This window comes from Streptomyces sp. NPDC048415 (assembly GCF_040651675.1).
Lineage (GTDB): Bacteria > Actinomycetota > Actinomycetes > Streptomycetales > Streptomycetaceae > Streptomyces.
This window is the reverse complement of the sequence record NZ_JBEZKJ010000006.1, coordinates 178,493-202,051: the sequence shown is the minus strand read 5'-3', so window position 1 is coordinate 202,051 and position 23,559 is coordinate 178,493. Positions and strand designations below refer to the sequence as shown.

The following is a 23,559-nucleotide window of genomic DNA, read 5'->3' as shown; positions in this document are numbered from 1 at the left end:
CGGCCCGCCCGGGTGGGTTGGGGGCGGGGGGGGCCCCCCCCCCCCCCCTGCGCCGCCTGTCCACCGCGAACTCCGTCCGGATGAGAACCCTGGGTGGCCGGAACTCTTCCCTCCACCTCGCGCGTTCTCCTGCCGTGACCCTTCAGCAAGAAATCGTCGGCAACGCCATGCAGATGGCGGTCGTCAGCCTGCGCCCCGGCCAGAGCGTGTACTGCGAGGCGGGAAAGTTCCTGTTCAAGACGGTGAACGTGTCCATGGAGACGCGTCTGTCCGGTCCGTCGGGCGGCGGAGGCGGCCAGCAGCCCGGTGGCGGCTCAGGCGGCGGCATGGGTGGCATGCTGCGCCAGGCCATGGGAACGGCCATGCAGGTCGGCCAGCGCGCGCTCGCGGGCGAGTCGCTGGCGTTCCAGTACTTCACGTCGACGGGAGGCGAGGGCACCGTCGGCTTCGCGGGCGTGCTGCCCGGCGAGATGCGTGCCCTGGAACTCGACGGCACGCGCGCGTGGTTCGCGGAGAAGGACGCCTTCGTGGCGGCCGAGTCGAGCGTGGAGTTCGGCATCGCCTTCCAGGGCGGCCGGACCGGGCGCAGCGGCGGCGAGGGATTCATCCTGGAGAAGTTCACCGGGCACGGGACCGTGATCATCGCCGGCGCGGGCAACTTCATCGACCTCAACCCCGCGGACTTCGGCGGCCGTATCGAGGTCGACACGGGCTGCGTCGTCGCCTTCGAGGAGGGCATCCAGTACGGCGTCCAGCGCATCGGGGGCCTCAACCGGCAGGGAATGATGAACGCCGTCTTCGGCGGCGAGGGCCTGTCACTGGCGACCCTGGAGGGCAACGGCCGGGTGATCCTGCAGTCCCTCACCATCGAGAGCCTCGCCAATGCCCTCAAGAAGGCCCAGGGCGGCGACAAGCAGGGCCCGACCGGAGGGCTGTTCTCGACGCACGCCGGGTGAAGCGATGAGTTGCGGGGGCCGGCGGGGTCTGAAGTGATGACAACAGACCCCGCACCAGAAAGCAGGACCCGACATGGGCAAGCTCGTCTCCACCATTTTCGTCACCCTCGACGGCGTCTACCAGGCCCCCGGCGGCCCCCAGGAGGACACCCGCGGCGGCTTCGAGCACGGCGGCTGGAGTTTTCCGTACGGCGACGAGGACTTCGGGCGGTTCGTCAACGAGGTCTTCGACCGTGTGGGCGCCTTCCTGCTCGGCCGCCGTACGTACGACATCTTCGCCTCGTTCTGGCCAAAGGTGACCGATCCCGCCGACCCGGTCGCCTCCAAGCTGAACGCGCTGCCGAAGTACGTCGCCTCCTCCAGCCTCACCGAGCCCGACTGGGCCGGCACGACCGTGATCGGCGGAGACCTCGCCAAGGAGGTCACCGCCCTCAAGGAACGCACCGACGGCGAACTCCAGGTGCACGGCAGCGGAGCCCTCGTCCAGTCCCTGCTCGCCCTGGACCTCCTCGACACGATCCACCTGCTGACCTTCCCGGTCGTACTCGGCGCCGGCTTGCGCCTGTTCACCGAGGGCGCCGTCCCAACGGCCTTCCGGCACACCGGCGGCCGGGTCACCGCCGCGGGGGTCTCCATCCAGTCGTACGACCTGGCGGGCCGCCCGACGTACGGCTCGTACGAGCTCCCGGAAAACGCCTAGTCACCCCGTCGCCGCATAGGTACGGTGATCGTTCCCGTGCGAGCCGCCGCCGTCTCCACGCACGCCCGTCGCAGGAGACCCGGAGCCGCCCCCATGTCATCGATCGCCGTACCCGGCGCGTTCGCGCCCCGCCGCGCCTTGCTCACCGACCTGCCCGTGCTCCTGGTGGCGGTGGTGTGGGGCGCCAGCTATCTCGCGGCCAAGGACATCACCACCGCGCGGACGGTGATCGCCGTGCTGGTGCTGCGCTTCGCCGTCGTGCTGCCGGTGCTGGTGACAACGGGGTGGCGCAGGCTTCGGGCGCTGACGGCGGCCCAGTGGCGCGGAGCCGGCGCGCTGGGGCTGATCCTGAGCGGGATCTTCCTCCTGGAGACGTACGGCGTCGTCCACACCTCGGCGACCAACGCCGGGCTCATCATCAGCCTCACCATGATCTTCACGCCGCTCGCCGAGGCGGCCGTGACCCGGGTGCGCCCCTCGCGCACGTTCCTTGCCGCGGCCGGGATCTCCGTACTCGGCGTCGTGCTGCTCACCCAGAGCGGCGGCTTCACCCGCCCGTCGCCCGGCGACCTGCTGATGCTCCTCGCGGCCCTCGCCCGGACCGTGCACGTGCTCGCCATGTCCCGCATCAAGTCCGTCCAGGGCGCCGACGCGCTGCCGTTGACCACCGTCCAACTGGGCGCCGCCGTCGCGGTGTTCGCCGTGCTGTCCACCGGTGCCGACGCCACCCCGTGGAGCACGGCCGCGGGATTCGGCGCCCGGGAGTGGACGGGGCTGCTGTTCCTGTCCGCGTTCTGCACGCTGTTCGCCTTCTTCGTGCAGATGTGGGCGGTGCGCCGGACCTCCCCGTCCCGGGTCAGCCTGCTGCTCGGAACCGAGCCCTTGTGGGCCGCCGCCGCGGGGATCGCGCTCGGCGGTGAACGGCTCGGCGCGACGGGGCTGCTCGGCGGCGTCCTCGTCCTCGCGGGGACCGCGTGGGGGCGCCGCGCGGCAGGTTAACTCCCGGAAAACTCAACGGACTTGGCGGGAGAAATCAACTTCCTTGACATCGACATGCCAGGGTCTACGCGCGTCATCCTAGGTCCATGAGATTCCCCCCACGCATCACTCGCATCGGCGCCCTTGTCGCCCTCATGTCCGCCCTGCTGGTGGGCGGCACCGCCGTGATCCCGGCCAACGCGGCGGCGACCGCCGTCGGCAGCATCTGCCACAGCGCGCTGCCGTCACAGGCGTACGACACGCTGGACCTGATCGAGTCCGGAGGCCCCTTCCCGTACTCCCAGGACGGGGTCGTCTTCCAGAACCGGGAGGGCGTCCTGCCCGCCCAGTCCACCGGCTACTACCACGAGTACACGGTTTGATCGTCGTTTCATCGCATTTACACAGGTCAGCTGTGGTGCTCGAAGTTCTGTGGGGGAGTGGGGTCGAATCGGGGTCGAACACACGTTGCGGATTACTTCAGTAAGCGGCAGTCTGCCCTGACTGCTTTTGCCAAGAACCACTGGTTCCTGGCGAAGGCGGTCGTGTGAGGCATGGCGTTCCTGTTCCGGTCCGTCGCGAGGGCAGCATCCTCGCCGTGATCATCCGCGAGTAGCCGGACACCATCGCCAGCACCGGCGGCTGCCCGCTCTGCCCGTAACCGAGCGGGATCTCCGCCTCCGGGAACCAGAGGTCGCACTGGGCCAGCTCGCCCGGTCGATGGACCGTCCGCGACACCGGATCGACGGGGATATAAGCGGGACGCAGTTCGCGGACCCTCTCCTTGAGGACCGTCATCCCACGGTCCCAGCCGATCCGCTCGGCGATCACCGTCGCTGGCGTCGTCGGTGTCTCCCGAAGAAGCTCGCTGCACCTCGACCGCGTCGACCACCGAGCCCTTGAGCGGCCGCTCGTACTTCGGTGGCCGGTCATGCGTCAGCGCCCGCTTCACCGTGTTCTTCGAGATGCCCAGATGACGGGCGATCGCCCTGATCGGCATCTGCTCGGCCCGGTGCGACCGCCGGATGTCTGCCCAGTCTTCCACAAGGATCACCCTTCCCTTCTGACTTTGATCAACGGGCAAGAGGCAGGCAAAGGGCGCAAAGTGGGTCAGATTTGATATGCCGTCAGTGACTCCGTTTTTCAGGCGTCGCCGAGGGACGGGACGGGCTCCGCGGTTGGGTCGGCGCGTTCCGGTGCCACCGGGGCTGTTTGAACCGCCCCCGGCCGACCGTCAGAGTTGCGCCGCTGTCGCGGCTCTGAACCGGCCAGACCAGCGGCCCCGTCATGGAAGATGCATGCCAGATCGACTCGTCTGCACGGAGCGAGTGAACTCCTCCGTACGCGTAAAATTGCCGTAAAGGTGTGAAGTGGTCGCCCGGGGCGCGTTGCATCAGAACACGTCCCCCCGTTCGGCAGGGTTTCCTCTCCCAGGGGTATCGCGACTGTCCGCTATCGGGGTCCAATGGTGAGAATCAAGCCCTTCGCACCCGCGCCGGTCAGAAGAGGCATGCAATGGATCCATGGCTGATCTGGTTGATCATCGCAGCCGTGTTGGCGGTAGCGGAGGTCGTCACCCTTACTGCTGCGCTCGGAATGCTGAGTGCGGCCGCGTTGGTCACGGCGGGCTCCGCCGCGGTAGGGCTGCCGCTGCCCTTCCAGTTCTTGGTATTCACGGTCGTGGCCACCGTCACCGTGGTGTTCGTGCGCCCGATTGCGCTGCGCCACCTGCTCCAGCCCCAAGTGGAGCGATTCGGCGTGGACGCGCTGGTCGGCAAGCCTGCCTATGTCGTCTCGGAGGTGACGGGCCGGGGTGGCCGGGTCCGCATCGAGGGCGAGGAGTGGACGGCCCGCGCCTACGACGAGACGCTGGTTATTCCTCCTGGAAAGACCGTCGACGTCATGGAGATCAGTGGCGCCACCGCGATCGTCTACCCCCGGGACTGAAACCATGGAAACCTCCGCCTTGCTCATCGCCGGCCTGATTGTCGCGCTGTTCGCGGTTTTCACCGTGGTGCGGGCGGTCCGTATCGTGCCCCAGGCGCGCGCTCGTAATGTCGAGCGACTCGGCCGCTACCACCGGACCCTGAAACCGGGCCTCAGTCTCGTGATCCCTTACATCGACCGCGTTCATCCGGTGATCGACCTGCGGGAACAGGTTGTCTCCTTCAAGCCGCAGCCGGTGATCACCGAGGACAATCTGGTCGTCGAGATCGACACCGTCCTGTACTTCCAGGTCACCGACCCACGAGCTGCTTTCTACGAGATCGCGAACTTCCTTCAAGCGGTCGAGCAACTCACCGTCACCACCCTGCGCAACGTCGTGGGATCCATGGACCTGGAAAAGACGCTCACCTCACGGGACACCATCAACAGCCAGCTGCGTGGCGTGCTGGACGAGGCCACGGGCAAGTGGGGGCTGAGGGTCAACCGGGTGGAGATCAAGGCCATCGACCCTCCGCAGTCCATCAAGGATGCGATGCAGAAGCAGATGCGGGCCGAGCGGGACAAGCGGGCCGCGATTCTCGGGGCCGAGGGGCAACGCCAATCGCAGATTCTCACCGCCGAAGGCGACAAGCAGGCCGCGGTCCTGCGCGCGGAGGGCAACCGCACCGCCGCGATCCTCCAGGCCGAAGGCCAGTCCCGGGCCATCGACGAGGTCTTCCAGGCCGTGCACCGCAACGACCCCGACCCCAAGCTGCTTGCCTACCAGTACCTCCAGACGCTGCCCCAACTCGCGCAAGGCCCGGGCAACAACTTCTGGGTGATCCCCAGCGAGATCACCTCCGCACTCCAGGGCGTGTCCCGCGCCTTCAGCGAGGTACTGCCCCAGTCGCCGGCCACCCGCGAGAAACCCTCGGACGACATGGCTGCTCAGGCCGCCAACGACACGGCACAGGCTGCGCAGGCCGCTGCCGCCGCCCTCGCCGACGCAGCCAAGGCCGAGGGCGTCACCCCCGATGCCTTCCCGTCCACCCCCCTCGCTGACCGCGGGTGACAATGACCGGACATCCATAACGCCATCGGCCGACGCCGGGCATGACGCCAAGAAGTCGGCTCTGTCGACCCGCGGCATGCCGTGATGCGGACCCGTCGACACCGACACCAGTGAGGGGCAGTCGCCGGGCGTCTCCTCGGGCGTACGAACGTTCACCAGACGGTCGCACGCACCCGGTGGTAGGTCAGGAGACCCCGTGAGTCGAGTCCGCCGTTGACGGCGCTGCCCCTCGGCGGCGTCAGGATGACCAGGAGCAGCATGGCAAGCGCGGCCCACCATCCGGCGCGCGGCGGTCACTCGCACGAGCGCTGAGTCGGCAGCAGTAGCGTCCAGCACAGCAGCAGCCCCCAGAGCGCTGCACTGCGCCATGCCCGTGCCCAGCAACGGGCATGGCTCACTCGTAGGGCATCCGCGCAAGGAGCACCGCCTGCCAGGACGCGCTTTTCCTGCGCTGTGGCATACGAGCCGGATCAGGCACGGCAGTGCGTCTTCGGCTATGACGAGGCGCTCTCGGACAGAGGCCATACAGACCGAGTCAATCGCGTTCGCGCAGAAAACGCTGCTGGTACGCATGTACCCGGCGTCGCGTGTCAGGAAGCCCTCGGGTGGCCGCCGACTCGATGTGCAGGGTTTCGGCGCCGGCTTCCATGCGCCGCCGGTCCCGGCGGATCAGAACGGTAGTACTGGTCGCGATGATCAGGACAGCGGTGGCGAGTGGGATCAGGAAGGAGACCATTACTGCTCCTGTCGCCCGACGGCGTGCCGGGCGTGCGGGTTGGTGAGGAGGGTACGTGGGTCGGTGGCGCGGTTGATCGCCGACTCGACGGCTGTGATCCGGTCGGCGAGCAGGCCGAGGGCGGCGACGGCTCGGGTTAGCGGGTCGTCTTCTGGGCCGCCGAGGGCTTGCCTGCGGACGTGGGTGGCCTTCATCTCGGTCCAGCGTGCTGTCTGCTCGGCGGTCAGCGTGCCGCGTAGCTCGGCCAGTTTCAGCAGGTTGGCCTCGGCGCCGGTGGTGAGGGTCTGTGCCTCGGCGGTGTAGTGGTCGTCGAGGACGGCGGCGAGTTCGGCGTCGTTCATGACCGGCTGGATCCGCTGGGCGATCTTGTTCATGTTGCGGTAGGAGCCCTGGAGCTGGAAGGGCGGCTCGGTGCGGGTGGCGTCGGTCTGGGCCGCGGAGGCGATGTAGGCGGCGTTCACTGCCAGGACCGTCTCGCGGGCAGTGAGCAGATGGCGCAGGACGGCGAGGATCCGGTCCAGCTCGGCGGGCGGGTGCGGGTGGGTCAGCCGGTCGGCGCGGGCCGAGGAGTCGCCCTGGGCGAGCCGGATCAGCAGGTCGACGTCGTTGCGGTCGCGGCCGGCGAGCGGGGCGAGCACCGGGTTCGCCGTCAGTGCGTTCTCGACGAAGCTGAGCCCGAAGGCGGCCTCCTTTCCGGTGAGGACGTCACCGAGGTTCCACACATCGGCGCGGTTGGCGAGCATGTCGGGGATGCGGAAGCGGGTCCCGGACTCGGTGTAGGGGTTGCCGGCCATACAGACGGCGAAGCGTTTGCCGCGCAGGTCGTAGCTCTGCGGCTCGCCGTCCCATACGCCGTCGATGCGGCGGGTGGCGTCGCACAGCGGGATGAACTTCTGCAGCAGTTCGGGCGAGGTGTGCTGGATGTCGTCGAGGTAGAGAAGGGTGTTGTTGCCCGCCGCCAGCGCGAAGTTGATCTTCTCGATCTCCTGGCGGGCGGTGACGTTCGGGGCCTCGGCCGGGTCGAGCGAGGTGACGGCATGGCCCAGTGCCGGGCCGTTGACCTTGACCAGGAGCAGACCGAGGCGGTCGGCGACGTACTCCATGAGCGTCGTCTTGCCGTAGCCGGGCGGGGAGATGAGCAGCAGCAGGCCGCCGGTGTCGGTGCGCTTGGAGTCACCGGTGGTGCCGAGCTGTTTGGCGAGGCTGTCGCCGATGAGCAGGAGGTACACCTCGTCGATGAGCCGGTTGCGGACGAACGCGGACATGACCCGGGGCCGGTAGTCGTCCAGGCGGAGCCGGGTGCGCTCGGCGGTCACCAGGGTGGTGCGGCGGTGCTGGTAGGCGCGGTGGGCGGGCACGTCGAGGGTGCGGAAGGTGCGGGTGCGGGCGAGGAACTCGTCGATACGGATCGTGAGCGTACGGCCGGTGATACGTGGGTGGGTGCCGAGCAGGCCCTCGACGGTCTCGGTCAGCGGCGCGTCGGAGTCGTAGTGAGTCAACTCCGGGCAGAGTTCGGCGGCCACCGCCTCGGCCAGATCGCCCGGGGTGAGGTCGGTGCCGGTGGATGCGGCGTACGAAGAGAGCCATGTCTCGATGAGTTGCTTGCGTGCGGTCAGGTGACCGAGTGCGGCGAGGTCGTCGTCGTATGCTGAAGTGCCTACGGTGCGGCGGAACTTGTCGAGCAGCGTGCGGGTGCCGCTGCTGATGACGAAGCCGTCGGGAGCGCTGGTCAGTTCCTCGAAGAGGTAGGCGCCGGCAGCGTCCGTGACTGCGGTTGCTCCCGACGCGGTGATGGCCTGCGCCAGTTCCTGCTGCAGGTCGGCGATCGCCGGTGCCAGCCCGAAGGTGTCCCGTGCGCGGGCCAGCGACACCGTGCGCCGGGTCCAGCTCTCGCGTGCCTCGGCCGTCGTGCCGTGCGCCCAGAACAGTTGGGCGGTGGCCCGGACGGCGGGTTCGTGCCGGAGCAGGCCCGCGATCTCGTGCAGGCGCAGCAGGGCGGTGAGGATCAGGACAGTGTCGTGGTCGTGGACGCCGCGCTCGTAGCCCTCGTCGTAGGCGGCATCCGCGGCCTGCCGTACGAGCGTGTCGAGGTCGGTCTCGGCCAGGGCGGCGGGGCCGTGTTCGTCGAGCATTCGGGCGGCGAGGTGTTCGGCGCGGTAGACCTCCGGCGACTCGGACGGCAGGGGGCGCTCCCAGTAGGGGCGGGTGGCGGCGAAGTCCGGGTCGGTGACGGGGCAGCGGTAGTCGGTGCCGGTCAGGGCGAAGACCAGGCCCTCGCCGTGCGGGACCAGGGTGAGGTCGAGGGGCTGGGTGTTGACCGCGAAGCGGTGGGTGCCCAGGCGGAGAGTGCGGCCGTCGTCGGTGTACAGGTCGGTGCGGTCGCGCAGGGCGCGCAGGGCCTCCTGGCGGGCGGCCTTAAGGCGGCCGTCCAGCTCCTCTGCCCGGACCTGGTCGCCGAGTTCGCGCAGTTCGCCGGCGATGCGGCGGACCTTGGCGGGCATCGGGTCGGAGGTGAAGTACGTGGCGACGGCGTCCGCGTCGGCGAGCGTGGCCGCGCGGCGGGTCACGGTCTGCAGGACGCGGGCCGCCGAGTCGGCCAGGCGTTCGGCGCGGCGGGCGCGGGCGTCGGCGAGGGTCTGCTTGCGGGCGGAGAATGCCTCGTGGACCTCGTCGCGCTTGTCCGCCAACTCGCGGAGGAAGTCGTCGAACTCGGCGAACCGTGACTCCAGGTTCTCCACCTGCACGAGCATGCGGGCGAGCTGGTCGTCGCAGGTCTCGGGGCTGTCGGCGGCCGCGAGCGCGCCGGTGACGGCCTGGCCGAGCAGCGCGAACTCGGCGGCGAACTCGGCCCGTCCCTCGCGGTCGAGGAGGGCGCGGCGGCGGGCGCCGAGGGTGGCGCGGGCCCGGTTGGCGCCGCCGAGGACCTCGGCGATCCGCTCCAGGATGGAGGTGCGGACGGTGGCGTCTGCGATGTCCAGTCCGGCGACGACCTGGGTCACCGTGCTCAGGCCGTCGGCGAGTTTGTCGAGGCGGGCCGCGACCGGGGCGGCCTCGGTGACGGTGGCGATCGACTCGGCGTCCGCGACGAGCTGTTCGACGTCGGCGTGATGGGCGGCAAGGGCGTCCTCGCGGGCCAGGTGGGCGACGGCCCGCCGGCCGAACGCGGCGACGTCGGCCTCGACGTCAGCGGCAAGTTCGTCGATGCGGGCGATGTCGGCATACCGCATGTCCTTGAGCGTGAGCAGATGTCCCTGGGCGTGACGCAGTTCGGTCAGCCCGGAGACCCAGGACGCGGCCTCTCGGGGCGTCTCGCCGCGCAGACGGCGCACCACTCCGGCGATGCGCGCGGCAGCCTCACCGAGGGCGTCGGCGGCCTGCCGGGTCAGCGCCTGGACGGTCTCGAACTCGGCCAGCACCTGCTCGGCCGTCGTCCGTACCTGTCCCAACGGTGCGCGCAGGTCGCCGAGTTTGGGCTCACCAAGCCAGTGGTAGGAGTCCGTGGCCCGGACGCAGGCGGCGGCCAGCGCCTCGTACACCTCGGCGGTCGGGGAGGTCTCGGCGACGGCGCGGGCGATGGACAGGCAGTCGGAGATGCCGCGGACCAGGTCGGCGTTGCCCACGCGGGCCAGCGGCCCGGTGCCGACGGGCTGCGCGGCGGCGTGGGTGTCGGAGACGTAGGGGGACTTCCACAGTTGCAGCGGGTGGACGCGGGCCGGCTCGTCGCTGTCGGCCCGCAACACCATCAGGGTGCCGTCGTCGAAGAGCGCCCAGCCGTGGCAGGACAGCGGGGTGGCCACCTCCTTGCGGATCATGTTGTACGGCAGGAGGAGGCTGCGGCCCTCCACGCGCGCGTGGAACGCGAACAGCACGTCCTCGCCGTTCGGCGAGCGCACCACCCGTTCGAACTCCAGGTCCGCCGTGTCGATGCCGTCGAACGTCTTGTACGCCCCCGTCGCCAGGCTGTAGCCGCCGGGGAAGACGATGCCCTGGTCCTCGGGCAGCCGGCGGCACGCCTGCCCGATGCCGTCGAGGCGCACGACGGTCCTGGTGAGGGTGTTGAAGACCAGGTGGCGGTGGGCGTCTTCCTTGTAGGGGCGGATCCGCAGCAGGATCAGGGCTCCCAAGCGCGCGTACGCGATGTCCGCGTCGGCCAGGGACTGCAGCGGCTCGTCGACCGGCTCGGCGTAAATGCCCTCGCCGGTCTCGGTGTTGTCCTCGACCTTGACGGTGAGGGTACCGCCGACGGTCTCGACAAAGACCTCGCCCTCGATCGACACGTGCGGGTGACGGCCGAGGATATGGTCCTGGCGGCTGGTCTCGGTCCACTCGAAGTCGTGGGAGGGCGGGAAGACGTGGTCGCGCTCGCCGCGCGCGTCCAGGAAGGAGACCTGCCCGTCGCCGGCCGGGGCCCAGCGCAGGACGCGCATGTCTCCGGCCTTCTCGCTGGTCTGGAACACGGCCAGCAACTTGCCGTCGGCGTATCTCAGTTGGAGGAGATGGGCCTGTCGGTAATAGCGGTAGAGGGCCGCGAACTCGCGGAGGAGGGCGGGGTCGTCGAGCAGTCCGGGCACGGCGTCGTCCGGCAGCCGGTTCAGGTCGCGGTCGTGCAGCGCGAAGACGTCGGCGACTGTCGTCTCAGGCTTGAGGCCGAGGAAGACGTTGTGGCCGAAGAGCAGGGCGTCACCGACGGCGACGATGTCGCGGGGCACACTCTTGTGCTCGGTGCGCAGCCGCTCGGTGCCGATGAGCTCCAGCCGCGCCGAGCCGAACTCCTCGGCGCGGCGGGCGTTGAGCACCTCGGTCCGGCGGGCGAGTTCGGAGGCCTGCGCGGCGAGCCGGTCGCGCAGCACCTCGTACGTACCGGTGTCCAGGCCGGTGGTCATGGGATCCCTCTCAGAAAGTCAGGAGAAAACGTGGCCAAGAGCCGCCGTCCCCTGTCCGGCGGCTCTTGACCACGGGCCGGTCAGACCGTGGCACTGCCGTTGAGCGCGGCCAGCGAGGCGTCGGCGACACCCAACTCGCCGGCCTTGTCCAGCAGTTGCTTCAGCTGCCCGGCGTTCGCGCCACCGCCGTTCATAAGCTTCATCAGCAGCGCGGACACGGTCAGGTTCTGCACGTCGGCCGTGGAGACCGAACCGAGGATGTGGCTGAGGTCATCCGTGAAGCTCGCCGTACCGTCCAGCCAGGGCCCCACGAGCGCCTGCGCCGTCTCGGAGTGCCGGACGAAGCCGTCGACGCCCTTGCCGAGCGCGATCGAGGACACCAGCCGGTCGAAGAAGACCGACTCGCCACCGACGATGTTGATGTCGGCGTTCTCCAGCCCGGTAGCCAGCACCGTGGCCTGCGCCTGGGCGACCTGCTTGTGCACGTCGAGCCCGGCGAGCCGGATCTCCTTCTCCGCCTGGAGCCGCAGCCGGTACTCCTCGTGGCCACGGGACGCGTCGTCGAGAGCGGCCATCGCCGCCGCCTTCTCGGTGAGACCGGCCGCCTCCGCCTTCAGCTTCTCGCCGATGCCCGCGGCCTCGGCGAACGCCTTGGCCCGGCCGCCCTCGGCTTCGGCACGCATGCACGCCTCGGTGCCCTCCGCCTCCGCCCGCAGGCGTGCCGCCGTCGCCTCGGCCTCCGCCCGGCCGGCCTTCTCGGTGACCTCGGCCTCCTTGTCACGGACCTGGACGACGGCCAGGCCCTCGGCCGCACACTCGGCCTGGACGCCCTCGGCGAGGCGCAGCTTGGCCTGCGCGTCGAGGTCGGAGGTCTTCAACCGGGCCTCAGCGAGGGTGAGTTCCTCCGCCGCCCGATGGACGGCGGCCTGCTCGGCGGCCTCCGCGGCCTTGATGTCCTTGACCAGGCTCTCCTGTGCCTCGGCCTCGGCGGCGATGACGACCGCCTGCCGCTGCCGCTCCGCCTCCTCCACGGCACGCAGCGTCCTGATGGACTCCTCCTGCTCGGCGACCGTCCGGTCCACGGCCACCCGCTCGCGGATGACCTCGGCGATCTCCCGCTTCTCCGCCTCGACCTCCTTCTCGGCGGCGATCTGCGTCAACTGGGTCTCCCGATCGCGTGCGATGACCTCGAGGAGGCGGTCCTTCTCGATGCGCTCGTTCTCGACGGCGATGACACGCTCGCGGTTCTTCTGCGCGACGGCGACCTCGCGGGCCTGGTTCTCCCGCTGAACACCGAGGTGCTCTTCGGTCTTCAGGAACGCGCCCTGCGCGCGCAGTCGCTCCTCCTCCACCACCCGCGCCGTCTCGGCCTCCTCACGGGCCCGCACGGTGTCGATCTCCCGCTTCTGCTTGATCTCGGCGTCGGCCTGCCGGCGCTCCAGCTCAAGGATGGCCTCGCGGGCGTCGACGTTCTGCCGGGTGATCTCCTTCTCCTCGGTGCGCTGGGCCTCGTTGGTGCGTACGTGCTCGACGGCCGTCAGTTCGGTGATCTTGCGGATGCCCTGGGCGTCGAGGACGTTGGCCGGGTCGAGCTGGGTGAGCGGTGTCTGCTCCAGGTAGTCGATGGCCGCGTCCTCGAGGTGGTAGCCGTTGAGATCGACGCCGATGACCTCGATGATCCGGTACCGCAGCTCCTCGCGCTTGGTGTACAGGTCGGTGAAGTCCAGCTGCTTGCCGACGGTCTTGAGCGCCTCGGAGAACTTCGCGTGGAACAGCTCCTGCAGTGTCTTCTGGTCGCTCGCCCGTGCGGTGCCGACGGACTGGGCGACCTTGATGACGTCCTCGACGGACTTGTTGACCTTTACGAAGAACGAGATGCGGATGTCCGCGCGGATGTTGTCCTGGCAGATGAGACCGTCCCGGCCGGAGCGCGTGATCTCGATCGTCTTCACCGAGATGTCCATCACCTCGGCCTTGTGCAGCACCGGCAGCACGACCTGCCCGGTGAAGGTGACGTCGACCTTGCGCACCTTGGAGACGATCAGGGCCTTGCCCTGCTCCACCTTGCGGAACAGTCGGGAGACGACGAGCAGCGCGACGGCTGCGATGAGGAGACCGGCGGCGACGAGCACGCCGATGCCCACGGTGATGGCATTCATGGGAAGTCCTTGAAGTCTGCGAAGGGTTGACACCTCGACGGCGAGGCGGGAAGCCCACTGGGGCGCGGTCAGGTGCGTCAGGCGTGCGCTGCGGGTTCGACTGCGGGCGGGCGGCTGGTCACCCTCGGGCGTGGCCACTGCCGGGATCGAAGGGCACACCGCTTGCCGCGTCCCGTCGGCGCGGCCCGGGCCGGTCGGGGACGAGCCGGGCGAGAGGAGCCGCGAGGGCATGTGCCACCGACCAGGCGACGAGTGCGGACAGCGCGAGTAGCCCGACGCGGGCCACGGCATCGCCGAGCCCCGCCAAGCCCGTCGGCTCCAGCAGGACCATCCCGGTGAGGGTGATGAGCCAGGCGCTCACGATCACGACGGAGGCGGTGACGGCGACCGGCACCCCGTGCATTGCCCTGGCCAACGACGGGGCGTCGGTATCGAAGTCGCGAGCGTCGGCGCGGCCCAGCAGGACGAGGAGCCAGAAGCCGAGAGCGACCACCAGGGCGGAAGTGAGGATGACGGTGGGGAACTGTGCGACGGCCTCAACGACCTGCCCCATGTCCTCACCCCCACCCCTGGCTGCCGCGGTCCCAGTGCCCATACCTGTTGTCAGAGCACGGCACTGGGACCGCTCCCCTGTTTCTGCCGTCACCATCTTGAACTGGCCGTGCTCTGCGCTGCATTGCCGTGTTCCGGCAGTCTTGACGGCTCCTTGATGCCGGACAGCGGCACGCCACGGCGGGTGCCGAACCGTGTTCCGGCGAAGGCGGAGACGGGCAAGCTGAGCGGGAGAAAGCCGAGTCAGCTCTCGCTGTCTCAGCCCACTACGTCGTGATCGGTCTCGGTCGCGACGGCTCGTGCTCTGCCCTCGCCGCCTGGTTGATGTCGGCATCGGGGGAAGGAGATGAGGTGGGACAACTCGCTCACGGAGCCGTGGGAGACGACCGCCTGGCGACGGACGTCGAGCGGTCGAAGGCCCGCGCCGAAGCCATGCCAGCCACGCGGTACTGGTGGAAGGCGGACCTTTCCACGAGGCGTGCGCCCTCGCTTCCTGACCAGGCCCGGCACAACGCGCCGTCGGGCCGCATGGTGGCGTGCGGCGACGACGCCCTCGCCGAGTGCCTGGCCGCCGAACTGCGCGAGCTGTACCGCATGCGGGTCGCTGTCGTCGAACCGTTGCTGCCCGGTACCACTGACATCGGGGGCGGTACGACGGGACGGGCGCGGGCTACCACCCTCCTCACGTGGATGCAAGCCGTCGTCAACTGGGTCGCTGACTCGGAGACGGACGGCCTGCTGCTTCGGGCCGCGGAGCGCCCTCCGCTGCTGTGACGCGCCTTGGCACCCGAATTCCCGTAGCACATTGCCGATTTGAGGCTGATTGGGATGCTTGCGTGGGGTAGGCGGTGCCCGCCCGTGTGGGGGACGATCGTTCGTCGGGCTGATGGACGGGGGGCGTATGGAGACGGATGCTGCAAGATCCGCGAAGGGCCTGGCGGACGGAGCTTGGTCCTTACTGAAGGTGCCGGCGGTGCCGCGGCAGGGGATGGACGGCCCCGGGCGTGGCGGCCACGGGGCCGGCGGAATCACCGAGCCCACGCGATTACTGTGCGCGGCCGCACACCTGCGGCCGGACAGGGCCGAGGAGTTTGCCGACAAGGTCAGGAAGTGGCGGCGGCAGAAGACCAAGCAGCTCGGCGACAGGCTCACTCCGAAGAAGGTGCGCGAGCGGCGGCTGCAGCAGGCGGCCAAGCGGGCTCTCTCCGGTGAGAAGGCCACGCTGGAGCGGGCGTTGGGGGACGATGCGCCGAGCACGCCCAAGCAGCCGCGGGCGCTCGTCGGCCATGAGTACGTGCGCTGGGTGCGCCGCCGCATAGCGATGGACGGGCGCCCGGTGCCCTCGTGCGGCTTCGACTTGGAGGCCGTGCTGACCGCATGCGCGCAGGCACAACGGCTTCTGTGGCTACGCCGCGCACTCATGGTGCTGTCCTGCGTGATCGGTGGGCTGTGCCTGCTGACACCGCGCGCCTACCTTGCACCGCTGGTGGCCCTGATCGGGCTGTGGGCGGCGTTCTGCACCGACCGCGTGCTTGCCCAGAGGCGACTGCGCATGGTGATGGGCGACGAGAACGTCGAGACGTGGGGTGCTGAGGTGCCGCGCCGGTATCGGCGTGCGGTGGAGCAGATCCGGGATGCGTCGTACGGGGAGGTCGTGCCGTATCAGAATCAGATCCGTTCCTCGGGGGCGAAGTATCACTTCGTGGGGGCGGGCAAGGTGTGGTTCGAGACCCAGATCGGTATCGACGTGACGCCGGCCAAGTCGAAGGACGGGGACGACGGCCACGGCGATGAGGACGGGAGCAGCCTCTCGCGGGCCTTGCCCAGCGTGGAAGAGCTGCTGGCCGGGGCCCGGCCCGGCGACGGGGTGGTCCGGTTCACCCCGGACGACCTGCACGCCCATGTGGCCCGTGAGCTGCAGCGTCCCATCGATCCGCTGCCGCACTTCCACCCCGACAGTCAGCAGGAGGTGTTCGGCGTGGCGGCGATCGCCGCGGAGCGCTGGGAGACACTGATGCCCGAGCGGTGGGAGGGGCTGGTCACCCTGGCCCGTGACGGCGTGCTGGCGGCGGATGCGCAGCGCGCGCCGAAGGTCGCCCGGCGCTTCCTGTGTGCGCGGATGACCTCGTGGGACGGCGAGTTGGTGGCCTCGGTCTTCGTGGGCTTCGCCTACGAGAACCACTACCTGCGGGTTGTCGTCCGCCCGCATGTGGTCAATCCCGTTCACCCTGACGTGCGCGCGGCGGAGAAGAAGGCGGCGGGCGCGGGATGGGCCTGGCAGCGGCGCACGGCGTATCTGGCCGCCGTGGACACGGGTTGGTTGGTGGTCCGTCTTTTCAAACGGGCCAAGAGCAGCGAGCGGCGACCTGAGCAGGATCCCGGTACGGGCCCGGTGAGCCTGCGGGAGGTCTACTCGACCCGGTACATGGACGACATGCTCCAGTACGACGATGCCCGCCGCTACATCGAGATGATGCAGGTCCGCGTCCTCGCCGCGGTCGAGGGCTTTCTCGTCGAGCACAACGTGGACACCGGCGAGTACCGGGAGCGGATCATGGTCGTCCTCAACAACGGCGTCATCAACACCGGCGAGATGAGCAACGTGCAGAACCAGCCGGGGGCAGTGGGCTCCCAGCAGTCGGCAGGAGGGACGAAGTGATGATCGGTGGCAAGGCACAGTCGGGTGGCACGAACTCGGGCATCCAGAACAGTGGGTCCATGCAGAATGTCCAGAACCAGCCGGGCGCCTTCCACTCGACTCAGAGTCAGGTCAACTCCGGCCTCGGGCAAGAGGAGTTACGGGGGGTCGCCGAGCTGCTGGTCCGCGTCCGGCAGGGCATGGAGCGCGAACGGGACCATGTCGACGACTACGAGGTGTGCGTCGGCTTTCTGGACACGGTGGCCGAACAGCAGCTGGAGAACCCTGAGGGCAGGGCCGTGGCGAAGGGGCTGCTGACCAAGATCCAGCAGAAGTGCGGAGGAGTCCCCGGCCTGGTGTCCCTGATCGCGTCCACGCTCTCTGCGGTCTCCGCCCTCGCCTGACGACACCACCCCAGGGCAGGGCGTGTGGTCACCCTTGCCGCCCGTCGCCCTGCCAGGTGTGGACGGGCAACGCGTCGGCGAGGGTGGCGAAGAACCGCTGGTCGCGCCATGCCTCGCGGTCGCCGATGACGAACAGGCGGCGCTTGGCGCGGCTGACGGCGACGTTGAGGAGGTTGGGGCGCGAGGCTGCCCAGGCGCGGGCACCGGGGCGGCGGGGGTCGGTGCCCAGGACGAGGATCACGACGTCGGCCTCCTTGCCCTGGGTGGTGTGGACGGTGCCCACCCGCCCGTCGGGCAGCAGGTCTCGGCAGGACTTGCGCGCGCCGGCGACGACGGCGCGGAAGGGGCTGATGACGTACACGTCCCGGGCAAGGTCGACACCGCCGTCGTCGCGCAGCTTCTGCAGGATGCGGCGCAGCGCCCGGCCCTCCTCGGGGATCCAGTGCCCCTCGGCCTCGGCGGTGGCCACGTGTACCCAGCAGCTGCGGGGGCCGTAGCGGTAGGGGCCGCGGTCGGGTGTGCCGCACACCATGAGGTTGTCGTAGGCGATGGCGTTGCTGATGCCGAACATCGGGTCGTCGCAGCGGCGGTGGACGCGCAGCGGGGCCCCGGTCCACACCTCGTGGGAGCCGTCGGGGTGTTCGGCGGGCAGCATGGTGCCGTAGCGGTTGGTGCGGTCGGCCAGCTGCTGGACCGAGGTGCGGCCGGGGGCCCACTCCTCGGCCACGCCGTAGTCGTCGCGCAGGGCACGCTGCGCGGTCCAGGGCAGGACGACGACGGGCTCGAGCTGCAATGGGTCACCGACGACCACGGTGCGCTTCGCCCGCCACATGCCGCCCACCGCCATCTGCGGGCCGGCCTGGCCGGCCTCGTCGATGAACAGCCAGCCCAAAGCCTCGCGGCCTAGCCGTCCGAAGACCCGGTCCAGCGATGCGAACGTCGTCGACACGACGGGCACCACCAGGAACAGATTCTGCCAGGCGGCCCGCAGGTGCTCCTTGGCCACGGTCTTGGGGACCGCGCCGGTCACGGCGTCCATGGCCGCCATGAGGTTGGCGTACATGGTCCGGGCCGTGCAGCGCAGAAACGCCTGATGCAGGGCGAGGGCGGCCAGGAACAGTTCGCTGCGGGCCTGGGTGATCTCCTCGTCCGCCCAGGGCGCGGCCAGTTCGCGGGTGGTGTCGCACCGCAGCCAGTCCTCGTGGGGTACGTGTCTGCCCCAGCGGGAGCGGGTCTCGGCGACGGTCTCCTCGAGCCGGGCGACGCGGGCCTCGGCCTCGTTGCGGGCCTGCTGGCATGCGAGCCCCTCGGCCCACGCGTCGGCGTTGTCCCGCTGGGCCTCCTCCAAGCGGGCCCGGGTGCCGTCCCGCACGGCGCGCTGCTCGTCCTCACGGACAGCGAACTCTCGCTCTGTGCGATGCCAGTCCCGGGCCGCTCGTCCCCAGGTGGACAGACTCACCATGAGCCCGGGGCGGCGCTCGAAATGCGCCGTGTGGCGGGCTTCCGCCTGCTCCAGGAGCGTCTGGGCCCGATGCAGGGCCCGATCGGCGTTCAGGGCCGCGCCGTCGCACTCCCGCAGCCATGCGAAGGCCCGGTCGTCGGCCTGCTCGGCCGTGCACAGGCCGGCCTGTGCGGCGGGCAGATCGCGCAGTGCCGCCGCGGCGGCCTCACGTTCGGCGCGCAGCCGCTCGACATTGGCGAGCGCCGTTTGGAAGCGTTCCCTGGCCTGGCGCCACACTCCGCTGTGAGGTGTCTTGAAGTAACCGCGCAAGAGCTGCGCCAGCCCGCGTTCGCTGTCGATCCAGCCGTCGCGGCCACGACCGCCCTGCCTGTGCGGCGGGGGCGGCGCATCCTGGTCCGAGAACTTGTACTTGCCGTGCCAGACCCGGTTGACGAACTCCATGCGATTCTTCTTGTTGCCCAGCCGGGCCGCGACCAGGCCCCACGCCGGGACGCCGCCCAGCAACCGGGTGGCCTGCTCGGCGAAGTAGTCGGCGTCTTCGCGCCACGGCTCGCCGAGGGCCTGGCGGGCGGGGATCTCGGTGGAGATGTTCTCCACCGCACCGTTGTTCGCCGAGGCCACCACCATCTCGAAGCCGGTGAACTCCGGCCGCAGCGGCGTGACGGTGCGCGTGTAGTCGCCGCTCTTCCAGGTGTACGGGGCCCGGTCGGCGAAAGCCTGCGACGGCAACCGCAGGGTGGCCAGCCGCGAGGCACGCTGCACGATCACGGCGGCGAAGCAGTCGCGCAACATGGTGGTCTTGCCGGTGCCGGGCGGCCCGTTGACGGCGAACAAGCCACCTGTCTCGCCCAGTTCGGCCTGGATGGTGTTGACGGCGAACTGCTGGCTCAATGCCAGTGGTTGCCCGGGCTCGGCCGGCCACCGGCCCGCGGGTGCGGCAGCGGGCGTCACGCCCTCCAGCGCCGCCTCGGGACGCTGCCGCAGATCGATCCGCCCAGCGGTGTTCACGGTGGCGGTGGGTGCGAGATATGCGGCAAGCCCGGGCCCCGGATCCTGTGAGCCCAGTTCCTGGGCGACCAGGTCCAGATCGGGTGCGATGAAACTGTTCAGGAAGTCCTGCTGGTCCGCCTCACCGGCACGGTCCTGTCGCACCGCCACACTCCGGACCCGCAAGCCGTCGGGACGCAGTCTGTCCGCCACGCCCCACGCCTCGGCCAACTCCCTCATGAACTCCAGGAGTTCCTTGGTCGACAGCCGTCTCCGCCCGATGCGCACTTCACGGACTTCTTGGTCTTCACCGTCATCGTGGTCGCCCTCGCTGGGCTCCGCGTCCAGGGCGGCGACCGGAGGCCCAGCGCGGAGAGCTCCCCGAGCTCGGCGGCACGCGCCAACCAGATGCCCGTCTCCTCGTCGAACCCGTCCAGCCACGCCCGGCTTCCGGGCCCGGGTGACAGTGCCCGCCCGGTGGCCCAGGCACACGTGGACAGCACTGGAGAGTCGAGCAGCAGCCGCCCCTCGTCGGTGACCGTCAGGGAGAACAGCGCGCTCTCGCCGTCTATCCGCCCGTCGTGGTTGTCCTCGCTTTCCCCGAAGACCGCCAGCAAGATGTCGCGCACCGCACAGAGCTGATAGGCGCCGCCGTAGATCACGTGCTGCCACACGAACCCCGGCTCCAGCGGCACCGTACGCAGCGCATGCCCAGCCTCCCAGGGGAGCGGGTCGTCCGCCGCCACCGGGTAAACCCGCTCACGTGACGAGACGGCCGGGACCTTCTGCGGGCTGAACAGCTCGATCGCACGCCAGTAGCCCACAATGCCGGCCCGCCTCAGCCGCTCTCCCTGCATACCCCACCCCGACTCCCCGCAGATCCCTGTATCGCCGTTTCCGGCGACGATCTCCCCCGAGTAACTACCCCACAGGAGGGCCGACAACGTGGCGAAGAGCGCGAGAGAGCCCCACGCTAGCGCGGGCGAGATGCGCCGGGTGACCTTCTCCTCCTGATCACTACCTCAAGGTGCGACAAACCTCCGTAGGCCGTGTCAACGGCCGTCTGCATGCGATCAGCTGACGCGCTGTCCCCCTCGGCGACCGACGGAGAACAACGAAGGTCCGGGACCCGGCAATCAAGCCGGGTCCGTGACTGCCCGACCACACAACTGACCCGGCACCCCTCTGACGTGCACTCTTGGCGTATGGCCCGCATTCAGCACACAGTGACACTCGCCTCCCTGCCACAACACTGGTTCGAGTCGTGCGTCGTCATGCTCCACGACCTCGCGGAAAGCGTGGAAGCCGATGGGAAGCGGCTGTGGCTGCCAGACGGGCGTTCGGTGCCCGAACTGCTTCTGGCCGAAGGGCGCCACCTGCGACCAGGCGCCCGTTACCACCCGGAGAGCGACCAGGCCGGTCAGGCGGACATCGACCACACGCTCACGGTCCTGGCCTGGGATCAGCGACGAGAGACGGCCCTGGAACTCGTCACGCTCTATGACGATCCCGACAATCCCGGCCACCTGGCCTGCACGCTCAGGCTCAGCAGCGCTGAACGTCCCCGACACGTGAGTCTCACGGTGAACTTCCAGGCAGGCGGCGGCAGATGGGCGAAGTACACCAGTGGCAGCGGGCGCCTGCACCTCGACCTCGACACGTGGTGGTCGTCGACAGCAGGCCTCGGTCGACTCACGGCCACGCCCCTGACCGGCACCGTCAATCACGCACTCACCCGAGCCATGGTGACGGTGGTACCGCGTCCGGCCGAGGACGGCGGCTGGCGCGTCACAGTCAAGGTACGGGTCAAAGGCCGATCTTTAGGGGACAGGGCGCACGACCGGCGCCGACCAGGCGCCGACTGTACGCCCTTACCGCATCATCCACTCCCGGTCATCGATTCCGGCCCACGATGCGGGCCACCAAGTCCGGCATGTGGACGACCAAATGCCTCGGCGGCAAGCCGCACTCCAACTCGGCCAAGAACGCCCAGCTGACGTGGACCCTTACCGGCCCCTCGGTCAACTGGCCGGCCCGGTCCTCGGCCTCCGGCCAGGCGTACGTCTACGTCGACGGGGCGAAGACGTCCACGGTCGACATGAAGTCCTCGAGTACTGCGATGCTACCTGGACCAAGACCTGGTCCTCGAGTGCCAGACGCACCATCAAGATCGTGGTCGCTGGCACCTCGGGACGCCCCGACACGACGACGGACGGAATCGTGGACAGCCAATGGAAACACCAGCACGGAGTCCATCAACGCCGTGCAGACGACGTGCCTCTGTCACGCCGTACTCGTGCTGTCGCCTTGGTGAGGACATAGGCGAGTGCCAGAGAGTCGGCGAAGACGGACACTGCCAGCAGGGCGTATGGAAGCCCGGAGACATCGGAGCGACGCAGCAGCATCGAGCCGCCGAGGCTCAAGATCCACGCCAGTGTGATCACGAGTGAGGAGGCCCCGGCCACGGGGAGGTCGCCCACGCCCAGAGTCGGCGTCACCATTGGAGTCGAAGCTGTGGCGTTGGGCTCGGCTGAGTACGACCAAGACCCAGAGTCCCGCGACCACTACGAGCGCGGCGGTGAACGTGATCGTGGGGAACTCGACAGCGACCTCAAGGATCTCTTTCACGGACGCTCCCCTTCCGCCGCGGCTGAGGGGAGTGATCCGATGACGGGTTTCCGCGCCCCGGCTCCTGTCTTACCCCCTTTCGTGCCAAGAGCATTCTGACAGCGGCTCCGCCGCCTCCGCAGGGCCATGGCCCCGGCAACCTTGACGTGGCTTTCACGCCAGGCTCTCTCACCGACCCGGGGTCTGCCACTCTTGTCCAGCATGCGTTAGGAATACGCCAGCGATGCGTCAAGGACACAGGAGAACGGGTGACAGGGCGGGAGATCCCCGACGAGCATCTGGAGGGGTACATCCAGATACTGGCCGACGTGTGCGCGACGGGCCGTCGCCTCACGCGGGACGAGCTGGAGTCCCTGCGGGCTCGGGGAGAAAGTGCCGCGGAGGCAGGCCTTGGCCTGCGGGCCCTTGTTCGTCGGCATCTATCCATGACCCGTGAGAACTGGCCCGCCTTGTCCGCCACGGACGGGGACCGGGTACTCGCCGCCGTGGAGCTGGCGATCGACGCCTTCGCCGAAGGACACGAACGGGCCCAGCGACTCGCCGTGCGGCAGGAGGAAGCCGTGCGTCGGGAGTTCATCGACGACCTGCTGTACGGCCGTAGCGACCTGGGCCGTCTGGCGGAGCGCGCTGAACGTTTCGGGCTGCTCCTCTCGCGTGCTCACGCGGTTGCCGTCGCCCAGGGCAGTAAGCCGGTCGAGGACACCCACCCGGCCACCCGGCAGGTGGAGAGTGCCGTGGTCGGCCGGTTCGGCGAGCGGCGCATCCTGCTCACCACGAAGGACGGACGGCTGATCTGCATCGCACCGGGTGACCAGGACGACGTCCTGACCTTCTTCGCGAAGCAGGCCTACGCCACCACCGATGGCGGCCGGGTCGCCATCGGACGCCCGCACCCCGGCGCCGGAGGTGTCGTTCACTCCTACGAGGAAGCACTCAACGCCCTCGACCTGGCCGACCGCCTGGAGCTCGACGAGCCCGTGCTGCGTTCCGCAGACCTCCTCGTCTACCCCGTACTGACCCGCGACCGGCAGGCCATGGCAGATCTCGTCCACGACACCCTGGGCCCGCTCCAGACGGCCCGGGGCGGTGCCCAGCCGCTCGTGGACACGCTGACCGTGTACTTCGACGCGGGGTGCACCGCGGCCGAGGCGGCACGCCGCCTCAACCTCAGCGTCCGTGCCCTCACCTACCGGCTGGAGCGCGTCCACAAACTCACTGGCGCCAACCCGGCCGACCCCGTACACCGCTATACCCTGCAGACCGCGGTGATCGGCGCCAGACTCCTCGGCTGGCCGGACAAGGAGGTGTGAGGTGAGCGGTTCCGCCCTCGTTGCGACCGCACCCTCCCCGCCATCCTGACCGCGCCCGCGCACCCGGCCCGGGAGGCGCAGACACTCCAGCAGCCCCAGCACAAGACCATGCCGCGAGACGGCGCACCGGCCGCCGAGCGGCACGACGCCTGCGCCTGAGCACCGCCG

At 69.5% G+C, this 23,559-nt stretch carries 16 protein-coding genes and 3 pseudogenes; 11 read left to right on the top strand and 8 right to left on the bottom strand.

Going from position 1 to position 23,559, the window contains the following annotated elements:
• Positions 1 to 134 precede the first annotated feature (134 nt).
• The 4 genes and pseudogenes from AB0D27_RS07550 to AB0D27_RS07535 form a co-directional block, all read left to right on the top strand.
• Positions 135 to 956, top strand: a complete 822-nt coding sequence (locus AB0D27_RS07550) for an AIM24 family protein (protein WP_362503408.1) — start codon at positions 135 to 137, stop codon at positions 954 to 956.
• A gap of 73 nt (positions 957 to 1,029) precedes the next feature.
• On the top strand, positions 1,030 to 1,656 hold the full coding sequence (locus AB0D27_RS07545) for a dihydrofolate reductase family protein (protein WP_362503405.1): 627 nt from the start codon (positions 1,030 to 1,032) through the stop codon (positions 1,654 to 1,656).
• A gap of 93 nt (positions 1,657 to 1,749) precedes the next feature.
• Complete coding sequence (locus tag AB0D27_RS07540) at positions 1,750 to 2,655, top strand: DMT family transporter (RefSeq protein ID WP_362503402.1); 906 nt, start codon at positions 1,750 to 1,752, stop codon at positions 2,653 to 2,655.
• Positions 2,656 to 2,741: 86 nt separating this feature from the next.
• Positions 2,742 to 3,014 (top strand): annotated as a pseudogene (locus tag AB0D27_RS07535) (ribonuclease domain-containing protein); the annotation flags it as partial.
• Between the two features lie 196 nt (positions 3,015 to 3,210).
• Here the strand turns inward: AB0D27_RS07535 and AB0D27_RS07530 are convergent.
• A pseudogene (locus AB0D27_RS07530) lies at positions 3,211 to 3,688 on the bottom strand (IS21 family transposase); the annotation flags it as partial.
• A 461-nt stretch (positions 3,689 to 4,149) separates the two neighbouring features.
• Here AB0D27_RS07530 and AB0D27_RS07525 point away from each other — a divergent pair.
• Positions 4,150 to 4,581: an NfeD family protein gene (locus AB0D27_RS07525; RefSeq protein ID WP_362503399.1), complete on the top strand. Its 432-nt coding sequence runs from the start codon at positions 4,150 to 4,152 to the stop codon at positions 4,579 to 4,581.
• 4 nt (positions 4,582 to 4,585) lie between these two features.
• The gene (locus AB0D27_RS07520; RefSeq protein WP_362503396.1) at positions 4,586 to 5,632 is read left to right on the top strand and encodes an SPFH domain-containing protein; all 1,047 of its coding nucleotides are present in this window, start codon (positions 4,586 to 4,588) and stop codon (positions 5,630 to 5,632) included.
• A 535-nt stretch (positions 5,633 to 6,167) separates the two neighbouring features.
• Here AB0D27_RS07520 and AB0D27_RS07515 read toward each other — a convergent pair.
• The 4 genes from AB0D27_RS07515 to AB0D27_RS07500 all read right to left on the bottom strand — a co-directional run bounded on the left by AB0D27_RS07515 (position 6,168) and on the right by AB0D27_RS07500 (position 13,963).
• Complete coding sequence (locus tag AB0D27_RS07515) at positions 6,168 to 6,368, bottom strand: hypothetical protein (protein ID WP_362503393.1); 201 nt, start codon at positions 6,366 to 6,368, stop codon at positions 6,168 to 6,170.
• Entirely contained in the window at positions 6,368 to 11,251 is a 4,884-nt protein-coding gene (locus AB0D27_RS07510; protein ID WP_362503391.1) for a DNA repair ATPase, read from the bottom strand. The genes AB0D27_RS07515 and AB0D27_RS07510 overlap by 1 nt, the downstream gene beginning before the upstream one ends.
• Before the next feature lie 80 nt (positions 11,252 to 11,331).
• Positions 11,332 to 13,410, bottom strand: a complete 2,079-nt coding sequence (locus AB0D27_RS07505) for a flotillin family protein (protein ID WP_362503388.1) — start codon at positions 13,408 to 13,410, stop codon at positions 11,332 to 11,334.
• Between the two features lie 118 nt (positions 13,411 to 13,528).
• Positions 13,529 to 13,963, bottom strand: a complete 435-nt coding sequence (locus AB0D27_RS07500) for a hypothetical protein (RefSeq protein WP_362503385.1) — start codon at positions 13,961 to 13,963, stop codon at positions 13,529 to 13,531.
• A 350-nt stretch (positions 13,964 to 14,313) separates the two neighbouring features.
• Here AB0D27_RS07500 and AB0D27_RS07495 point away from each other — a divergent pair, with 350 nt between their 5' ends.
• The 3 genes from AB0D27_RS07495 (at position 14,314) to AB0D27_RS07485 (ending at position 17,004) form a co-directional block, all read left to right on the top strand.
• The gene (locus AB0D27_RS07495) at positions 14,314 to 14,736 is read left to right on the top strand and encodes a hypothetical protein (RefSeq protein ID WP_362503383.1); all 423 of its coding nucleotides are present in this window, start codon (positions 14,314 to 14,316) and stop codon (positions 14,734 to 14,736) included.
• Positions 14,737 to 14,935: 199 nt separating this feature from the next.
• Positions 14,936 to 16,621 carry a hypothetical protein gene (locus AB0D27_RS07490; protein WP_362503380.1) on the top strand — a complete coding sequence of 562 codons (1,686 nt, stop codon included), beginning with the start codon at positions 14,936 to 14,938 and terminating at the stop codon, positions 16,619 to 16,621.
• Positions 16,622 to 16,680: 59 nt separating this feature from the next.
• Positions 16,681 to 17,004 carry a hypothetical protein gene (locus tag AB0D27_RS07485; RefSeq protein WP_362503377.1) on the top strand — a complete coding sequence of 108 codons (324 nt, stop codon included), beginning with the start codon at positions 16,681 to 16,683 and terminating at the stop codon, positions 17,002 to 17,004.
• Positions 17,005 to 17,032: 28 nt separating this feature from the next.
• Here the strand turns inward: AB0D27_RS07485 and AB0D27_RS07480 are convergent, their stop codons facing one another.
• Both AB0D27_RS07480 and AB0D27_RS07475 read right to left on the bottom strand, forming a co-directional pair.
• Positions 17,033 to 19,741 carry an AAA domain-containing protein gene (locus AB0D27_RS07480; RefSeq protein WP_362503374.1) on the bottom strand — a complete coding sequence of 903 codons (2,709 nt, stop codon included), beginning with the start codon at positions 19,739 to 19,741 and terminating at the stop codon, positions 17,033 to 17,035.
• Positions 19,690 to 20,310, bottom strand: coding sequence for a hypothetical protein (locus tag AB0D27_RS07475; protein WP_362503371.1), 621 nt, complete (start codon positions 20,308 to 20,310; stop codon positions 19,690 to 19,692). The genes AB0D27_RS07480 and AB0D27_RS07475 overlap by 52 nt, the downstream gene beginning before the upstream one ends.
• Before the next feature lie 1,061 nt (positions 20,311 to 21,371).
• Between AB0D27_RS07475 and AB0D27_RS07470 the strand changes: the two are divergent.
• Positions 21,372 to 21,685 (top strand): annotated as a pseudogene (locus AB0D27_RS07470) (N-acetylmuramoyl-L-alanine amidase); the annotation flags it as partial.
• 23 nt (positions 21,686 to 21,708) lie between these two features.
• Here the strand turns inward: AB0D27_RS07470 and AB0D27_RS07465 are convergent.
• On the bottom strand, positions 21,709 to 21,954 hold the full coding sequence (locus AB0D27_RS07465; protein ID WP_362503455.1) for a hypothetical protein: 246 nt from the start codon (positions 21,952 to 21,954) through the stop codon (positions 21,709 to 21,711).
• A gap of 375 nt (positions 21,955 to 22,329) precedes the next feature.
• Between AB0D27_RS07465 and AB0D27_RS07460 the strand changes: the two genes are divergently transcribed.
• On the top strand, positions 22,330 to 23,391 hold the full coding sequence (locus AB0D27_RS07460) for a helix-turn-helix domain-containing protein (RefSeq protein WP_362503369.1): 1,062 nt from the start codon (positions 22,330 to 22,332) through the stop codon (positions 23,389 to 23,391).
• Positions 23,392 to 23,559 lie beyond the last annotated feature (168 nt).